At 54.1% G+C, this 17,501-nt stretch carries 15 protein-coding genes; 7 read left to right on the forward strand and 8 right to left on the reverse strand.

The genetic code is table 11. From position 1 onward, the window contains the following. Window positions 1-196: 196 nt before the first annotated feature. Window positions 197-844, forward strand: coding sequence for an HAD family hydrolase (locus ACMGGR_RS14070; protein ID WP_414148970.1), 648 nt, complete (start codon window positions 197-199; stop codon window positions 842-844). A 31-nt stretch (window positions 845-875) separates the two neighbouring features. On the opposite strand, the gene ACMGGR_RS14075 is transcribed toward ACMGGR_RS14070, so the two are convergent. Continuing rightward, the gene (locus tag ACMGGR_RS14075; protein ID WP_414147147.1) at window positions 876-1,991 is read right to left on the reverse strand and encodes a PQQ-dependent sugar dehydrogenase; all 1,116 of its coding nucleotides are present in this window, start codon (window positions 1,989-1,991) and stop codon (window positions 876-878) included. Window positions 1,992-2,234: 243 nt separating this feature from the next. On the opposite strand from ACMGGR_RS14075, the gene ACMGGR_RS14080 reads away from it, so the two are divergent. Together ACMGGR_RS14080 and ACMGGR_RS14085 are read left to right on the forward strand one after the other, a co-directional pair. Continuing rightward, complete coding sequence (locus tag ACMGGR_RS14080) at window positions 2,235-2,942, forward strand: phage antirepressor KilAC domain-containing protein (protein WP_246760494.1); 708 nt, start codon at window positions 2,235-2,237, stop codon at window positions 2,940-2,942. Between the two features lie 560 nt (window positions 2,943-3,502). Beyond that, the gene (locus tag ACMGGR_RS14085) at window positions 3,503-4,351 is read left to right on the forward strand and encodes a manganese catalase family protein (protein WP_246760493.1); all 849 of its coding nucleotides are present in this window, start codon (window positions 3,503-3,505) and stop codon (window positions 4,349-4,351) included. 143 nt (window positions 4,352-4,494) lie between these two features. Here ACMGGR_RS14085 and ACMGGR_RS14090 read toward each other — a convergent pair whose 3' ends face one another. From ACMGGR_RS14090 to ACMGGR_RS14115, 6 genes are all read right to left on the reverse strand, one after another. After that, on the reverse strand, window positions 4,495-4,944 hold the full coding sequence (locus ACMGGR_RS14090) for a DUF4385 domain-containing protein (protein WP_246760492.1): 450 nt from the start codon (window positions 4,942-4,944) through the stop codon (window positions 4,495-4,497). A gap of 61 nt (window positions 4,945-5,005) precedes the next feature. After that, on the reverse strand, window positions 5,006-5,911 hold the full coding sequence (gene gsiD, locus ACMGGR_RS14095) for a glutathione ABC transporter permease GsiD (RefSeq protein WP_414147148.1): 906 nt from the start codon (window positions 5,909-5,911) through the stop codon (window positions 5,006-5,008). 9 nt (window positions 5,912-5,920) lie between these two features. After that, window positions 5,921-6,841 carry a glutathione ABC transporter permease GsiC gene (gene gsiC, locus ACMGGR_RS14100; RefSeq protein ID WP_246760490.1) on the reverse strand — a complete coding sequence of 307 codons (921 nt, stop codon included), beginning with the start codon at window positions 6,839-6,841 and terminating at the stop codon, window positions 5,921-5,923. Between the two features lie 53 nt (window positions 6,842-6,894). After that, window positions 6,895-8,430, reverse strand: a complete 1,536-nt coding sequence (gsiB, locus tag ACMGGR_RS14105) for a glutathione ABC transporter substrate-binding protein GsiB (RefSeq protein ID WP_246760489.1) — start codon at window positions 8,428-8,430, stop codon at window positions 6,895-6,897. 34 nt (window positions 8,431-8,464) lie between these two features. Beyond that, the gene (gsiA, locus tag ACMGGR_RS14110; RefSeq protein ID WP_414147149.1) at window positions 8,465-10,315 is read right to left on the reverse strand and encodes a glutathione ABC transporter ATP-binding protein GsiA; all 1,851 of its coding nucleotides are present in this window, start codon (window positions 10,313-10,315) and stop codon (window positions 8,465-8,467) included. 10 nt (window positions 10,316-10,325) lie between these two features. Next, a complete protein-coding gene (locus ACMGGR_RS14115; protein ID WP_414147150.1) occupies window positions 10,326-11,288 on the reverse strand; it encodes an isoaspartyl peptidase/L-asparaginase in 963 nt (320 codons plus the stop codon). Between the two features lie 250 nt (window positions 11,289-11,538). Between ACMGGR_RS14115 and moeA the strand changes: the two genes are divergently transcribed. The 4 genes from moeA to ACMGGR_RS14135 all read left to right on the forward strand — a co-directional run bounded on the left by moeA (window position 11,539) and on the right by ACMGGR_RS14135 (window position 15,765). After that, complete coding sequence (moeA, locus tag ACMGGR_RS14120) at window positions 11,539-12,774, forward strand: molybdopterin molybdotransferase MoeA (RefSeq protein ID WP_414147151.1); 1,236 nt, start codon at window positions 11,539-11,541, stop codon at window positions 12,772-12,774. Then, the gene (gene moeB, locus ACMGGR_RS14125) at window positions 12,774-13,526 is read left to right on the forward strand and encodes a molybdopterin-synthase adenylyltransferase MoeB (protein ID WP_414147152.1); all 753 of its coding nucleotides are present in this window, start codon (window positions 12,774-12,776) and stop codon (window positions 13,524-13,526) included. Before moeA ends, moeB begins: the two co-directional genes overlap by 1 nt. A gap of 128 nt (window positions 13,527-13,654) precedes the next feature. Further along, window positions 13,655-15,196 (forward strand): diguanylate cyclase domain-containing protein, encoded by a 1,542-nt coding sequence (locus ACMGGR_RS14130; RefSeq protein WP_414147153.1) that lies wholly within the window; start codon window positions 13,655-13,657, stop codon window positions 15,194-15,196. Window positions 15,197-15,357: 161 nt separating this feature from the next. Then, entirely contained in the window at window positions 15,358-15,765 is a 408-nt protein-coding gene (locus ACMGGR_RS14135) for a hypothetical protein (RefSeq protein WP_414147154.1), read from the forward strand. Between the two features lie 105 nt (window positions 15,766-15,870). On the opposite strand, the gene ACMGGR_RS14140 is transcribed toward ACMGGR_RS14135, so the two are convergent. Next, window positions 15,871-17,463, reverse strand: a complete 1,593-nt coding sequence (locus ACMGGR_RS14140) for an ABC-F family ATPase (RefSeq protein WP_414147155.1) — start codon at window positions 17,461-17,463, stop codon at window positions 15,871-15,873. Window positions 17,464-17,501 lie beyond the last annotated feature (38 nt).

Consider the following 17,501-nt stretch of genomic DNA (forward strand, 5'->3'; position numbering starts at 1 on the left):
TCGGCGGCTGACGGATCGTCCACTACGCTAACTTTTCTGGCGGGCAAAGAGAACCGACTTCCCGTAAAGTTTTTTCTACTTTATTAGAGAATCTTCAAGGGCGGTCACCAGGTCTAATTCTGATTTTTATCCGTCGTGCTAAGCTGGTCACAAAACTCCGCTAATCTGAATAAAATTGCTTAGGGGAGTTGCCGTGATGGACTTAGCTCTGTTCGATCTTGATGAAACGCTTATCTGTGATAACAGTACCAGCCTGTGGCTACGCTGGTTGGTTTCGCAGGGATTTGCTCCCGCCTCGATGATTGAGCAAGAGCAGGCATTAACGACGCAGTACGACCAGGGTGCCCTGTCGATGAATGACTATATGAATACGCTTCTTGCGCCGCTGGCAGGAATGGGCACACTCACCGTTTCCGGTTGGGTAAGGCGTTTTATTCAACGCGACATTCTGCCCAGGGTCTATCCTTCCGCGCGTGAAAAAATAGCCTGGCACCAGCAGCGCGGCGATACGGTGATGATTGTCTCCGGAAGTGGTGAACATCTGGTTGTGCCTATTGCGCAACACCTCGGCGCTCACGGCGCATGTGCCACCGGTGTAGAAATTATTGACGATCGTTATAGCGGCCGGCACTACGGCAGCATGACCTGGCAGCAGGAAGGCCCCGCTACGGATGGCTGGCTAACTGTTAAAGCCAGATGCCATCGTACCTGGGCCTACAGTGATTCTATTAGTGATTTATCAATGCTGGAACAGGCCGATCACGCCTGCGTTATTAATCCGGCAGAATCACTACACCAGCTGGCGCAGCAGCGCGGCTGGGAAGTTTGTCGCTGGGTAAAATAATTTTGCGGGTCGTTAACGCGGCCCGCAGGTCTTACTTTAACGCCCCTATCCTGAGCAATTTGCCGTTTGTTTCATCCGTCAACACATACAGATAGCCGTCTGGCCCAACTCTGACATCCCTGATGCGCTCACCACGGTTTGCCAACAGTCGCGCTTTCTCTTGGGGCCGTTCACCCTCTGCCTGTAGCCGGATCAGGCTCTTTTCCTTGAGCGCGCCGATAAACAGCGAACCTTTCCACCGGGGAAAACGCGAGCTGTCATAGAAAGCCATGCCGCTAATGGCTGGCGAAACTTTCCAGTAAAACACGGGCTGTACGGTACCGGCCACCTTTCCGCCTTTGGAACCGGGTACCTTTTCGCCGCTATAATCGATGCCCCAGGTAGCCAGCGGCCAGCCATAGTTCTGGCCTTTACGCGGAATATTAATCTCATCACCCCCGCGTGGGCCATGCTCGCTTTCCCAGAGCTGCCGGGTCCAGGGATTCAACGCCAGCCCCTGCGGATTGCGCATGCCGTAGCTCCAGATTTCAGCGCGAGCATGCTGCCGAGCGACAAAGGGATTATCCTCCGGCACGCTGCCGTCGCTTTTGAGGCGCACGATTTTACCGGCCAGCTGTTGCAAATTTTGCGCGCTGTCGGCCTGAAAATTATCGCCAAAGCTGGCATACAGATAACCTTTATCGTCAAAAGCCAGCCTCGAACCAAGGTTAGCCCCGCTGGAAAGCTTCGGTTCCTGCCGCAACACAACCTTAAAATTTTGTAGCTGCGTGTTCTCTGTGTTTAATACTCCGTACCCCACCACTGCGCCTGCATGACCACGACTATCCGCTTCGGTGTAGCTGAGCCAGACGCGGCGACTCTGCACGAAGTCCGGAGCCAGCGCGATATCCAGCAGGCCCCCCTGCCCGTGCGCCCAAACCTGCGGTGTGCCGCTAAGGGGCGCAGAAAGCCCCTTCCCTTGTTGCCAGAGGCGAAGCTGGCCGGAGCGCTCGGTAATTAATATTCCCTGGCTATCCGGCAAAAAAGCAATGGCCCAGGGATGGTTCAGATTTGTTTGCAGTTCAGTAACGGTAACCTCTTCAGCCTGGGCGTTACCGAGCGTAAAAAGCGTTATTGCCAGCAAACACGTTTGCAGCAGTCGGCACATGTTTTTCTCCTGAAGGATGAGCTGCATTAAAAGCAGTCGGCGCACGTTTTTCTCTTGAAGGATGAGCTGTATTAAATCTAGCGGAGCCGCGCTGCGAGGGCGTCATCTTTACAAAAACGCAAAATGCGTAATGGAATCAGCTTACTGGATCGGCCAAAAAAAGTACTGGATATTTAAACAGCTTATTGTATAATATTTCTACTGCCCGCTCGGGTGTCTCCTGGAAAGCTTAGGGTGAAACCTATGATGATTTCGACAGAAAACCTCAATACGCTAAATAATCCGGTCTCGATGAGCAGCCGTGAAATTGCCAGACTGGTCGGCCTTGCGCACGGCGAAGTGAAACGTATGATCAAGACGCTGGAAACGACGCAGCGTCTGTCGCAGCCATTGACGGTGAACCTATACGAACGCGAAGGTGAGATGCGTCAGGAATACTGCCTGAACAAGCGCGACTCGCTGCTGGCGGTGGCTCGCCTTGCACCTGCCTTCATTGCTCAGGCGCTGGATATCTGGCAGGAGCGCGAGAAAACCACCCGTCTGCCGGACTTCACTAACCCGGCAGCGGCCGCACGCGCCTGGGCAGAACAGTTTGAACAGCGTCAGGCTGCCGAACAACAGCTGGCACTGTTCGCCCCAAAGGCGGAATTCTTTGACCGTTTTGTACAGGTGGAAGATTCGCTCGGTTTTCGTCAGCTCTGCAAGATGCTAAAGGTAAAAGAACCCGACTTCCGCCAGTTCCTGTTTGAGCGCAATATTATGTATCGCGCTAACGGCGCGCTGATGCCGCAACAGCATCACGTGCAGGCAGGCTACTTTACGGTTCATACCAGCGTGGGCGAGAACCAGCACGCCTTTTCCCAGGCTCGCTTTACGACTAAAGGCGTGAAGTGGGTGACGAATTTATGGGCAAACCATCTGGCTACGCAAACCAAAGGCGCAGCGGCCTGATTGACCACCTTCTCCTGGCCCCTATAGCGAGCCTGCGATAAAAAGAGGCTCGCTGTATTGTGAACGTTATATTCCAAAGCTCCCTACCTTCCTGCCCGTAACTTAAGCTTGCCGATCCTTTTTGAATAATAAAAAACCTGTTAGTAATATGGGAGGGCGATAATTAAAACGATTTTATATAAGATCAAAACCTCATTATTAAATGGTCGCTCATGCCGCTAGCAGCAATGTAAAAACATCGATATAAGAAATATCTTACCTTAGAAAATACCTGGCAAGACAATATAAAGAAAAGACCTCACAACAACAGAGGAATTAATTTTATCTGTTTGATTTAAAATAACAATTTATGGGTTAGGCATGAATTCAACTACAAAAATCGCCCAGCTATAACCATTAAATCTATCTGGACATTAGCATAACACTCAAGGATAAAATAAGCCTTACCCCACCTGAAACTTACTCATTAAATAAAATTTTTCGCTTTCTCCTTTCATTTTCCGCAAAGTCATCCAGGCTTTATGGGGTAATTTATTTCAATAGCGTATCTGGAGGAGACTATGTTCCACCATTCATCGAAGTTGCAATATCCGGTAAAAGTCGACAAGCCCGATCCAGAATTTGCCATGCTGTTACAGCAGGCTATCGGCGGCGTAGAAGGTGAAATTCGCGTTGCTATGCAGTACTTTTTTCAGGCTATGGGAACACGTGGCGATCCACGTATCAAAGATTTGCTGATCTCTACCGCTACGGAAGAACTGGCACATATCGAAATGCTGGGCCATGCCGTCGCGCTTAACCTTGAAGGCGCACCGCTTTCTTACCAGGAAGAATCGGCAAAAGACCCGGTGGTTAACGCCATTCTCGGCGGAATGAACCCACGCCATATTCTCTCTTCTGGCCTGGCGGCTATGCCAGTCAACGCCAACGGTATGGCGTTTGATATGAGCCATATCTATGCTTCAGGCAACGTTGCAGCGGATATGCTGGCTAACGTCACCGCAGAAGCGACCGGCCGCGTTCTGGCTACTCGTTTATATAATCTGACCGAAGATAAAGGCATGAAGGATTTCCTTTCCTTCCTGATTGCTCGCGATACCATGCACCAGCAGCAGTGGCTGGCGGTCATCGAAGACATGGGCGGTATCAGCGCTTCTATGCCGATTCCGAACAGCTTTCCGCAGTCTGAGGAAGCGCAGGAACATTCTTACTACTGTCTGAATACTTCGCTGGATAAACCGCTGCCGAAAGGCCGCTGGAGTGAAGGTCCGGCCTATGATGGCGTCGGACAATTTACGGCAAAAGAAAAGCCGGATATTTTAGGTCAAGAGCCTATTCTTGGCCCGGCTAAGCCAGGTTCAGGTGCGCAAAAAGAGCAGATGATCGCGGGTGAAGCACCAAAGAAATAGGCCGTTCTGGCGTATAAAGTCACACCAGAATTTTGATGCCGCCTTTGCGCGGCATCAGGCTTTTACAGCCGGGCAAAGATCTTTTTTAGTCCGGCCAGCCCCCTTTCTGTAACCCGGTAGAACGGGCTGTACGAGGTGTCCCGTCACCCATATTTAGCCTGATGCGCCTTCTTCCGCTGCAAATAGTCTTCATCTGCGCGCAGCTTGTCCCAGTACGTTTTAAAAATCGCGGCCGATGCCGCTTTCTCTTCATTAACGTGATAAGGCAGCACCTGTCGCTCTTCGTCATACTTGCGTCCGCCCTTATGATTAGCGTAACGCCTTGCGCGGGTATAGCCCATCTGGATGAATTTCCTTGCCATATCCATGCCGACGAAATCATCCTTCGCACGGTACTCTTCAAACAGCGCCATAATTTTTTTTGCGGAAGCCTCGGCAATGGCGGGCGTTTTGAAACGCCAGTGCGGCAAGATTTCACCTTTGTAAGGTTCCACCATCAGCACGCCCTGTTCGCCGCGCCCTACCTGGTATAGCTCCGGATGCTGGCGAAAATCGATAGTTTTAAAATCCTGCTGATAATCAAATTCCTTCACGGCCTGACCTCTGGAGAAAAGAATAAGTCTGGCACAGGAAATCAGAGCGCGCACAGCTGCCTTAGTTTTTCAGTCTGGGATCCAACGCGTCCCGCAGGCCGTCGCCCAGCAGGTTAAAGGCCAGTACCGTCAAAAATATTGCCAGGCTCGGAAAGAGAGCCACGTGCGGCGCCATCACCATATCGGCTCTGGCTTCATTCAGCATTGCGCCCCACTCCGGCGTCGGCGGCTGTGCGCCAAGCCCTAAAAATGAGAGGCTGGCCGCGGTAATAATTGACGTGCCGATACGCATGGTAAAGTAGACCACGATAGATGAAAGCGTACCCGGCAAAATATGGCGCAGTATGATGGTAGTATCGCTCGCGCCAATGCTGCGGGCGGACTCAATATAGGTCATTTGCTTAAGTACCAGCGTGTTGCCTCGTACCAGGCGGGCAAACGCGGGAATGCTGAAGATCGCGACGGCGATAACCACGTTAGCCATCCCGCTACCCATAATAGCGACAACGGCAATAGCCAGCAAAATGCCGGGAAAGGCAAACAGGACGTCGCTGATGCGCATAATAATGCGATCCCACCAGCCTTCATAATAGCCCGCCAGCAACCCTAACAGCGTGCCGATAGCCGCGCCAATCGCCACCGAAAAGAAGCCAGAGATCAGCGACAAACGCGTTCCCACTAGTACGCGGCTAAAAATGTCGCGGCCCAGCGAATCGACGCCGAACCAGTGCATCGCCGAAGGCCCTTCGGTCAGGCGATCGTAATCAAAATAGTTTTCTGCATCAAAAGGTGCCAGCCATGGCGCAAAAAAGGCCACCAGAATCAGCAGCACCACGAAAATTCCTGCCGTCAGCGCCACCGGCTGACGGCGAAACCGCCGCCAGAACTCCCGCCACGGTGTCCGCACGCGATGTTGATTTAATGCAGGCATCGCGGAAAGCGCCGCGCTACGTCGCCAGTTTTTCATCGCCTGTCCTTATTTGTAGCGAATGGCCGGGTTAATCGCCGCGTAAAGCATATCGACCACCAGGTTGATAAGAATAAACTCCAGTGAAAACAGCAGAACTTCCGCCTGTACCACCGGATAATCACGCATCTCTACTGAATCCACCAGCAGACGGCCCAGGCCAGGCCAGTTGAAAACCACTTCCACCACGATGGAGCCGCCCAGCAGAAAACCGAACTGTAGCCCCATCATGGTCACAACCGGGATCATGGCATTGCGCAGACCGTGTTTTACGACCACCAGCGTTTCACGCACGCCTTTTGCTCGCGCGGTTCGCATGTAATCTTCCTGCATGACCTCGACGAAAGAGGCACGGGTAAAGCGCGCCATGACCGCTGCAACGGCCGCGCCAAGCGTGATCGAAGGCAAAATATAGTTGCGCCAGCCGTCTGCGCCGATGGTCGGCAGCCAGCCCAGTTGAACCGAGAAAACCTGCATCAACAGCATCCCCAACGCGAAGGCGGGAAAAGAGATGCCGGAAACGGCCAGCGTCATGCCGATCCTGTCAGGCCAGCGGTTGCGCCAGACGGCAGAAACAATACCGATGGTCATTCCCAACAGCACCGACCACAGCATGCTGGCTAACGTTAACCAAAGCGTGGGCAAAAAGCGCTGGGCAATTTCGGTAGAAACCGGTCGCCGTGAAACCATCGACTGACCGAAATCACCCTGCACAGCGTGACTGATAAAGTGCCAGAACTGCTGAATTAGCGGCTGATCCAGCCCCAGCTGCTGACGTACCAGCGCCACGACGGTTGCGTCCGCTTCCGGCCCGGCCACCAGCCTGGCCGGATCGCCCGGCAGCATATGCACAAACAGAAAAACCAGCACCGCAACAATCAGCAGCGTTGGGATCAGCCCCAGCAAACGTTTGATAAAATAGTTAAGCATACTTTTCCCTGCGCTTTTACAGCGGCGTCCCGGTTAAGACGCCGCCCGGGCAGTTACTTCAGATCGGCATCGTCAAAGCTGAACGAGGTGTCCGGCATGACATAAAATCCCGTCAGATTTTTCGTGTTGGCTGAAACCAGCTTCTCCACCACCAGCGGTGCCCATGGACGATCGTTCCAGATCCGGTCCTGTGCATCTTTGTACAGCGACGCTTTTTTCTGGTCGTCCGTGGTTTTCAGCGCCTCGGCCAGATCGTTATCAACCTGAGGGTTGCTGTAAAAAGCGGTATTAAAGATAGTTGGCGGCCATGACTGCGTAGCAAACAGCGGCGTCAGCGCCCAGTTGGCTTCGCCGGTTGACGCGCTCCAGCCGGTATAGAACATTCTTACGCCGCTCTCTTTCTGACCCTTGTCCTCCACCTGCGCGGCACGCTGTCCGGCATCCATGGCGGTAACGGTGGCTTTAATGCCCACCTGCGCCAGCTGCTGCTGGGTGAACTGCAACACTTTTTGCGCGGTGCTGTGGTTATGAGAAGACCATAGCGTTGTGGTGAAGCCGTTTGGATAGCCAGCTTCTTTCAGCAGTTCGCGCGCTTTGGCCGGGTTGTATTCCGGTGCCGGATAGCTTTGCGAATATTGAATGGAAGGCGGCACGATGCCGGTCGCTGGCGTGGCATAACCGGCAAAAGCAACTTTTACCAGCGCCTGACGGTTGATAGCGTAGTTGATCGCCTCACGTACTTTCGGGTTATCAAACGGTTTTTGCGTCACGTTAAAGCTGATATAGCGCTGCATGATCGAAGGCGAAGTGACCAGATCCAGCTTGCTGTTTTTCTCCAGCAGTTTGGCCTGCTCATAAGGGATTGGGAAAGCAAAGTTCGCCTCGCCGGTTTGCAGCATCGCCGCACGGGTATTGTTATCAACCACCGGACGCCAGGTAATGCTGTCCAGCTTCGGATAGCCCTTTTTCCAGTAGCCCGCAAATTTTTTCACCTTCACGAAATCGGTCTGGTTCCAGGTTTCCAGCTCGTAAGGGCCGGTGCCGACAGGATGAAAACCGATCTCTTTACCATATTTTTTCAACGCGGTCGGCGAAATCATCGCTGCAGCCGGGCTGGCCAGCGTATTGATAAAGGCGGAAAACGGCTGTTTCAGCGTGATTTTAACGGTCAGCGGATCAACCACTTCCGTGGTCGCAACGGACTTAAACAGGTTATAGCGTTTCAGATGGTTATCCGGATTGCTGGCGCGGTCGAGATTCACTTTTACCGCTTCAGCATTAAAGTCGGTGCCGTCCTGGAACTTAACGCCGCTACGCAGTTTGATGGTGTAGGTCAGGCCATCTTTACTGGCGTCATAGCTTTCGGCCAGCACGTTAGTCAGCTTCATCTCTTTATCAAAGCCAAACAGCCCCTGATAGAAGGATTTTGCCACCGCCTGCGACAGCGTATCGTTGGCGTCGTAGGGGTCAAGCGTGGTGAAGTTTGAACCAACGGCGATCACCGCATCTTTTGCGGCCCAGGCAGGAACCGCCGCCAGGCCGCTAAGGATGCCGGCCGCTAACAGCAGCTTGCGTTTGCTATCGATCATTATTTTTCTCCTGAGATTAAGTTATGCAGCAAAATCAGACCACGGCATGACGCGCCACAAAATGTCCGGCGCTGACCTCCACAAGCTTTGCCACTTCCGGTTCGTCGCCCACGGCCCTGACTGGACTGGGTATTTCATCTACCAGCAGCGCTCGCTCGCGGCGGCGATGGCCAGGATCGGCGACCGGCACGGCGGACATCAGCTTGCGCGTGTAAGGATGCTGCGGATTTTCAAAGACGGCCTGGCGCGAACCCATTTCAACAATTTGTCCTAAATACATCACCGCAACGCGATGGCTGATGCGCTCTACCACTGCCATATCATGCGAAATAAACAGGAAGGCAATGCCAAACTCGCGCTGCAAATCCATCATCAGATTGACGATTTGTGCCTGTACGGAAACATCGAGCGCGGAGACGGACTCGTCAGCGATAACCACCTTTGGGTTCAGCGCCAGCGCGCGGGCGATACAGATACGCTGCCGCTGGCCGCCGGAAAACTCATGCGGATAGCGGCGGGCGTGTTCCGGCAATAACCCTACTCGCTCAAGCAGCCACGCCACGCGCTCTTCGGCCTGTTTACCTTTTGCCACGCCGTGCACCAGCAGGGGTTCCATAATGGAAAAACCAACCGTCAAGCGGGGATCGAGGGAAGCGTAAGGGTCCTGAAAAATAAACTGAATATCACGACGTAGATGCGATAAGGCTGCGCCGGTTAAATTATCGATACGCTGCCCGTTAAAGGTGATAGTGCCGCCCTGGCTCGCCACCAGACGCAGTAAGGAGCGGCCCGTGGTGGATTTGCCGCAGCCCGACTCGCCCACCAGCGCCAGCGTTTCTCCGGCATAAAGATCGAAACTGACTTTTTCGACGGCATGAACGCGGCGCGTAACGCGATTCAGGATGCCGCTGCGTATGTCAAAGCGCGTGACCAAATCACGCACCTGTAAAACTGGTTCGCTGTTGGCTACCACCGTATCCTGAATGCTGTCGGGTGCTTCGCCCTCTTCCGGGCTGACAAGCGGAAAGCGAGCGGGGAACGGCTTGCCGTGCATTGCGCCCAGTTTAGGCACGGCGGCCAGTAGCGCTTTAGTATATTCCTGCTGGGGTGCCTGAAAAATGGCGTCGACCGGGCCGGTTTCAATAACGTCGCCGCGATACATGACCTGCACGCGATCGGCCATTTCCGCCACCACGCCCATATCGTGAGTGATAAAAATCACCCCCATCTGCATCTCTTTTTGCAGTACGCGGATCAGCTGTAAAATTTGTGCCTGAATCGTCACGTCCAGCGCCGTGGTTGGCTCGTCGGCAATCAGCAGCGCGGGCCGGCAGGAGAGCGCCATCGCAATCATCACTCGCTGACGCATGCCGCCGGAAAGCTGATGCGGAAAGCGTCTCAGCACGTTTTTCGCTTCAGGAATGCGGACCAGATCCAGCATTCGCTCCGCTTCTTTCAGCGCGTCACGATGGCTTTTACCCTGATGCAGCACGATGGATTCCGCAATCTGGTCGCCGACCGGGAAGACCGGATTCAGGGAAGTCATCGGTTCCTGGAAAATCATTGCCATATCGGCACCGCGCACCGTTCGCAGTCGCGACTGCGACGCGCGGGTAACGTCAATCACTTCGCCGTTGCGCCGCCGCAGCAGAATTTCGCCGCTGTCGATGCGCCCGCCGCCCTGCTCAATTAGCCGCATCAGCGCCAGCGAGGTGACGGATTTTCCTGAACCGGACTCGCCAACAATAGCCAGCGTTTCGCCTCGCCGGACGTCAAGCGACAGGTTTTTAACTGCATGAACGATTTCGCCTTCTTGCGTAAAGCTGACGCTCAACTCTCTGACCGACAATACTTGCCCGGCGGGCAGTTCGCTTCCACTGGCCATCCTGACTCCCTTATTCTTCGCGATAGATACCCACGTTTGGCGCGTCGCCCACGTAGCCAAAACCCCGGTACATGCCTTCGCTGTTGAACGGCAGCGCAATATTGCCTTCGCGATCGATAGCGATGACGCCGCCGCTGCCGCCCAGCACTTTGATTTTTTCCATCACCACTCCCTCGCTGGCTTCTTTAAGCGACAGGCCGCCGTATTCCATTAACGCCGCAATATCATAGGCCGCCAGCGTGCGCATAAATATTTCGCCGCTTCCGGTACAGGAAACGGCCACGTTAGCGTTATTGGCATAGCAGCCTGCGCCAACAATGGGTGAGTCGCCTACCCGTCCGGCCTGCTTGTTGGTCATGCCGCCGGTTGAGGTCGCCGCAGCCAGATTACCCTGGCGATCCAGTGCCACCGCGCCTACGGTGCCAAATTTACGATCCGGATCGAGCGGATCGTCCGGGGAAGGCGACGCACCATCGTGATCCAGCATCACCTGTTGCGCAGCCAGCGCACGCTGTAGCTGTTCCCACCTTTCTGGCGTAGAGAAAAAATCGGGTGCAACGGGTGTAAAACCTTGCTCGAGCGCAAAAGCTTCTGCGCCTTCGCCGATAAAAAACAGATGGGGGCTTTTTTCCAGCACGGCCCGTGCCACCAGTATCGGGTTGCGCACCTGTTTCACACCGGCTACCGCGCCGGCATCGAGCGAGCGCCCATCCATAATGCAGGCATCAAGCTCGTGCGTTCCCTGATGGGTAAAGACTGCGCCTTTGCCTGCGTTAAACAACGGACACTCTTCCAGCAGGCGCACAGCCTCCGTTACGGCGTCCAGCGCGCTGCCGCCCTGCGCCAGAATGGCCTGCCCCCTGGCCACAATCGAGGAAAGCGCTTCGATATACTGCCGCTCTTTTTCTACACTCATACTGGCTCGGGCGATGGCGCCTGCGCCGCCGTGGATCGCAATTGCTGCTCTGCTCATTGGTTTACCCTGCGTGCCAAATCGGCAAGAAAAACACGAAGTTAGAATAGTTTTATATAAATGTGACCGTTTTTGACTATAGGCAGGCGGTAAAGTGATGTAAAGCAGAATGTTAAGCGAATCATAATAACGAAAGCTTATGATTTATAACCTGACGATGGCATAACGTGACCCCGCTGACAATTCACGCCATAATAATTGCCATCTGAATTTTTATGCCTGTCTGTAGCACAGGCACACCGAGGACGTTATGGAAGCTTTTACCGCGGGACTGATCTCCCTTGACGATGCGCTGTCTACCATGCTGGCACGCGTTACGCCCGTCACCGAAACAGAAACCCTGCCGTTAACGGCGGCTACAGGCAGAATTACCGCTTCTGCCGTGATTTCCCCCATTAACGTTCCCCCCTTTGCTAATTCCGCGATGGATGGCTATGCCGTGCGTCTTGCCGATTTAGCGCTGGAGCAGCCGCTGGCCGTCGCCGGAAAAGCGTTTGCCGGTACCCCTTTTGATGGCGAATGGCCCGCCGGCAGCTGCGTCCGCATTATGACTGGCGCGCCGGTGCCGCAAGGCACCGATGCCGTGGTAATGCAGGAAGAAACCGAGCAGGCCGACGAGAAAGTACGTTTTCTGGCGAAGGCTAACGCCGGACAAAATATTCGCCTGCCCGGCGAAGATATTGCTCAGGGCAGCAGCGTGCTGGCAGCGGGTATTCGTCTTGGCGCGGCCGAGCTTCCTTTACTTGCTTCGCTGGGCGTCGCGCAAATCACCGTAAAACGTAAGCTGCGCGTGGCGGTGTTTTCAACCGGCGATGAGCTGCAGCCCGTTGGCGAGCCGCTGGCGACAGGCCAGATTTACGATACCAATCGCTTTGCTGTACGTCTGATGCTGGAAAAACTGGGCTGCGAAACGATCGATCTTGGCATCATCCGCGATAACCAGTCGGCCCTGCGCACAGCCTTTATTACAGCGGACAGCAAAGCCGATGTGGTTATCAGCAGCGGCGGTGTTTCGGTCGGTGAAGCGGACTATACCAAGGCCATGCTGGAAGAGCTTGGCAAGGTTGGCTTCTGGAAGCTGGCCATCAAGCCCGGCAAGCCGTTTGCCTTTGGCCGTCTGCAAAACAGCTGGTTCTGCGGTTTGCCGGGCAATCCCGTTTCTGCCGTGCTGACGTTTTATCAGCTGGTGCAGCCGCTGCTGGCAAAGCTTAGCGGCCTGGCGACGCCTGCTCTGCCGCCGCGTCTACGCGTAAAGAGCGCCGACAACCTGAAGAAAACGCCGGGAAGACTCGACTTCCAGCGTGGTCGGCTGGTACGTAATGCACAAGGTGAAGCCGAGGTCCACACTACCGGTGCGCAAGGTTCGCATGTGTTTAGCTCATTCAGCCAGGCGAACTGCTTTATCGTGCTGGAGCGCGAGCGCGGCAATGTCCAGGCCGGAGAATGGGTAGAAGTTGAGCCGTTTAACAGCCTGCTGGAGGGCTAATGAATCCGGAACTCAGCGATGCAGAAATGCTGCGCTATAACCGTCAAATCGTGCTGCGCGGCTTTGATTTTGACGGTCAGGAAAAGCTGAAAGCGTCCCGCGCGCTGATTGTCGGGCTGGGCGGACTGGGCTGTAGCGCCAGCCCTTATCTGGCCTCGGCTGGCGTTGGCCATCTGACGCTGCTGGATTTCGATCGGGTTTCCGTCTCCAATTTACAGCGGCAGATCCTGCATCACGATGCGCAAATCGGTTTGGCCAAAGTGGACTCTGCCCGCCAACAGCTGAGCGACATTAATCCGCATATCAGCATAGAAACCGTCGATCGGCAGCTTGAGGATACGGAGCTGGGCGAGCTGATTGCTCGTCACGATGTGGTGCTGGACTGTACGGATAATGTAGCCACCCGCGAACAGCTGAATCGCCTCTGCTTCGCCAGCAAAACGCCGCTGGTTTCCGGCGCGGCAATCCGCATGGAAGGCCAGCTTAGCGTTTTTACCTGGCAGGAAACGGAGCCTTGCTATCGTTGTCTGAGCCGCTTGTTCGGCGATGCCGCGCTCAGCTGCGTGGAGGCCGGAGTGATGGCCCCGCTGGTTGGCGTTATAGGTTCTCTCCAGGCGATGGAAACGATCCGGCTGCTGACCCGCTTCGGCGACGGCGTAGCGGGTAAACTGCTGATGTATGATGCGATGACCCTGCAGTTTCGTACTTTAAAGCTGGCGAAAGATCCACACTGTGAAGTTTGCGGAAAATAAGGCCAGACTGACGTCTTATTTTTGCGTCGCCAGCTCCCATTTCTGCCCTTTTCTGGCGTAAAAACAACACATTCTCTCTGCGACCACTATAGTTATATCACTGCGAATTTCGCGCCAGGGAGAATGCCATGAGCGAAGAGCATCACCCGCGCCCGGATGTCAGTATGCATGGCCTGCGCCGCCTGCTGATAATCTTCCTGCTGGTGATTGGAAGTGCCGTTGTGCTGGTAAACGGCTGGGTGGTTTACAGCATCTGGCAGCGCATCGTTAATGAAACCCAGAACGATGCGCATAATCTGTCACAATCGCTTTCACGACAGTCCGAGGATACGATTCTGCCGGTCGAGCTGACCCTGCAGGATCTCCGCGATCGGATCACGCTGGTCGGGCTGGATCCTGAACGCCAGGCCTACCTGCGCACGCTGCTTATGGAACGCAAGGCTTCGCTGCCGCAGCTGCACGGCCTGTTTGTTTACGACAGCCAGGGCAACTGGGTGTTAACTTCCGAGGGGATGTTTGACCAGCGCCGCAATAATGCCGACCGCGCCTACTTCAAATATCATCAGCAGCACAGCGATCTTAATTTGCATATTGATGAAGTTATCCGCAGCCGCAGCACCGGCGATTTGATTATTCCTTTATCGATGCGGCTGAATAATCGCGATGGCTCATTCAGAGGGGTGCTGCTGGCCACGCTGCGCCTTGACTATTTTCGCCAGACGTTTGGCTACTATAATCTGGGCGAGCGTGGCCTGCTGGCGCTAATGACCCATACGGGCAATATTCTCTACGTTCGGCCTTTTGCCAACGAGCTGGTTAACCGCAATATTTCTGATAGTCCACTGTTCAAGCATCTGCTGAAAACCTCTACCAGCGGCACGGCAACCTATAAGGCGGCGGTAGATGGACTTGAGCGCGTTTTTGGCTATGCCAGCCTGAAACGTTATCCGCTGGTGGTAGCGGTGGGCTACGATAAACAACAGCTGGTGCAGTCCTGGTTAACGGAGCTGGTGGCTTATCTGACGCTGTGCGCCTTGCTGCTGGCGGTCATCGCCGCGCTGGGCTGGCTGCTGATGCGCAATATCGGCCATACCATCCGCGATCAGGAAGAGCTGGCGATGGCGCGCGATCGCCTGGCGATAATGAACCGCACGCTACAAACGCTGGCGCTGGTGGATAGCCTTACCGGCCTGGCAAACCGCCGACAGTTCGATCTCTATCTCGACCGCAGCCTTGAGCGAGCCAATAACCTGCGCGCGCCGCTGGCGCTGTTAATGATTGACGTCGACTCTTTTAAGCGCTTTAACGATACCTATGGTCATCTTGCCGGTGACGAATGCTTAAAGTATGTCGGCAACGCGTTACAAAGCGTTGATCATCACGCCGACGATCTGATTGCACGCTATGGCGGTGAAGAGTTTGCCGTAATCCTTTGCGATTGCGAAGCGGAAACCGCGCTGCGTCTGGCCCATGCCGTCCGAGAAGCCGTCGCCGCCTTGCAAATCCCTCATCGCAACAGTGAAAATGAGGCCAGAGTAGTTACGATTAGCGTGGGGGTTCACGTTATTCAGCGTAGCCAGAAGGAAGATCGCCAGACGCTGATAAGCCAGGCCGATAAAGCCCTGTATCAGGCAAAAACGGGCGGAAGAAATCGGGTAGAGATAGTGTAATAATTACCAGAAATCGTCTGTTTTTTGTCCTCCCTCATTTTTTCATCGCTGTTAATCCCCTACTCTTTCCCGGCCAGCAAAGCATTAACTGGCGCAACCTTTTGCATGCTATCGACTGGCAACCACTACAGGAGTAACGTAAGCACACAAGGAAGAGCAACATGGAGAGTTATCTGTACCTGGAGGATATGGACGATTTTTGGCCTGAAGAAAAGGAATATGGAGGCGATATGGATAATCTGGAACAGCGCGTTGAGCGGCTTGAAAAAGATACGCAGCAGATCAAGCTCGATCTGGCGGTATTAACTTCTCGTTCGGAGAATTTTGCTACTAAGGCCGACGTTGCGGAGCTTAAAGCCGAACTGGTGCAGGAAATAGTGGCCAGCGAAGTGCGCACTACTGCTAAATTCGAAAGAATTGATGAAAAGTTTCAAAGAATTGATGAGAAATTTGAAAGGATAGATAAAAGGTTTGACGACCTCAACAACAGAATTTTATGGACGCTAATGGTGCCGGCCCTCACGGCCATTCTCTTGTGGTTTGTCAAAACCGCCATCCTGAAAATCTGAACGCAACATTGACCTGAGCCAGGTGGCTCAATAAGGCGGAGCAGATGCCCCGCCTCAGGCGGCCAACAAACATCACGCGCTTTACCGGCGGCCCTTTTATAAGGTTTAGAAAATACCCTGGCTGCGCAGGTAATCTTCGTAGTTACCGGTAAAGTCTTTCACTTTGCCTGGCGTCATCTCAATCACGCGCGTTGCCAGTGAGCTAACAAACTCACGGTCGTGAGAAACGAAGATCAGCGTGCCTTCATACATCTCCAGCGCCATATTCAGCGCCTCGATGGATTCCATATCCAGGTGGTTGGTTGGCTCATCCATAATCAGCACGTTCGGTTTTTCCATCATCAGCTTACCAAACAGCATGCGGCCTTTTTCACCACCGGACAGCACCTTCGCTGGCTTTTTGATGTCGTCCTGGCTAAACAGCAGACGACCAAGAATACTGCGTACAGCCTGCTCGTCATCGCCTTCCTGCATCCACTGGCTCATCCAGTCGAAAACGGTCAGATCGTTAGCAAAATCATGGGCATGGTCCTGAGCATAATAACCAATGCGCGCATTTTCCGACCACTTGACCGTGCCGTTATCCGGTTGCAGCTCGCCCACCAGCGTTTTCAGCAGGGTCGATTTACCAATACCGTTAGGGCCGATAATCGCCAGCTTTTCACCCACTTCCAGCAGCAGATCGAGGTTTTTAAACAGCGGCCCCTGGTCGAAACCTTTCGTCAGTGACTGTAGCTCCAGCGCGTTACGGAACAGCTTTTTATCCTGCTCGAAACGAATAAACGGGTTCTGGCGGCTGGAGGCTTTCACCTCATCCAGCTTGATCTTATCAATCTGTTTGGCACGCGAGGTTGCCTGACGAGATTTTGAGGCGTTGGCGCTGAAGCGGCTAACAAAGGATTGCAGTTCGTTAATCTGCGCCTTTTTCTTGGCGTTATCCGCCAGCAGACGTTCACGTGCCTGGGTGGCCGCCGTCATGTATTCATCGTAGTTGCCCGGATAAACACGCAGCTCGCCGTAGTCCAGATCGGCCATGTGCGTACAGACCATGTTCAGGAAGTGACGGTCGTGCGAAATAATAATCATGGTACTGTTACGTTCGTTCAGCACCTGCTCCAGCCAGCGAATAGTATCGATGTCCAGGTTGTTGGTTGGTTCGTCAAGCAGCAGAATTTCCGGATTGGAAAACAGCGCCTGCGCCAGCAGCACACGCAGCTTCCAGCCGGGCGCCACTTCGCTCATCGGGCCATAGTGCTGCTCAAGCGGAATACCCACGCCTAATAGCAGTTCACCGGCGCGAGACTCGGCGGTATAACCATCCATTTCGCCATACTTTTCTTCCAGGTCGGCAACCTTATAGCCATCTTCTTCGCTCATTTCTGGCAAAGCGTAAATACGGTCGCGTTCTTCTTTAACGGCCCACAGTTCACCGTGGCCCATAATGACCGTATCCAGCACGGAATATTGTTCGAAAGCGAACTGATCCTGGCGAAGCTTACCGATACGTTCATTCGGATCGAGGGAAACGTTACCCGCCGATGGCACAAGGTCGCCGCCGAGGATTTTCATAAAGGTGGACTTGCCGCTACCGTTGGCACCGATCAGGCCATAGCGGTTGCCGCCGCCAAATTTGACAGAGATGTTTTCGAACAGCGGCTTACTGCCAAACTGCATGGTGACGTTGCTGGAAACTAGCACAGGATAGCCTTTCATTTGCGATGGGATAATATCAGCGC

The organism is Erwinia sp. BNK-24-b (genome assembly GCF_047456155.1).
GTDB classification, from domain to species: Bacteria; Pseudomonadota; Gammaproteobacteria; order Enterobacterales; family Enterobacteriaceae; genus Erwinia; species Erwinia phyllosphaerae.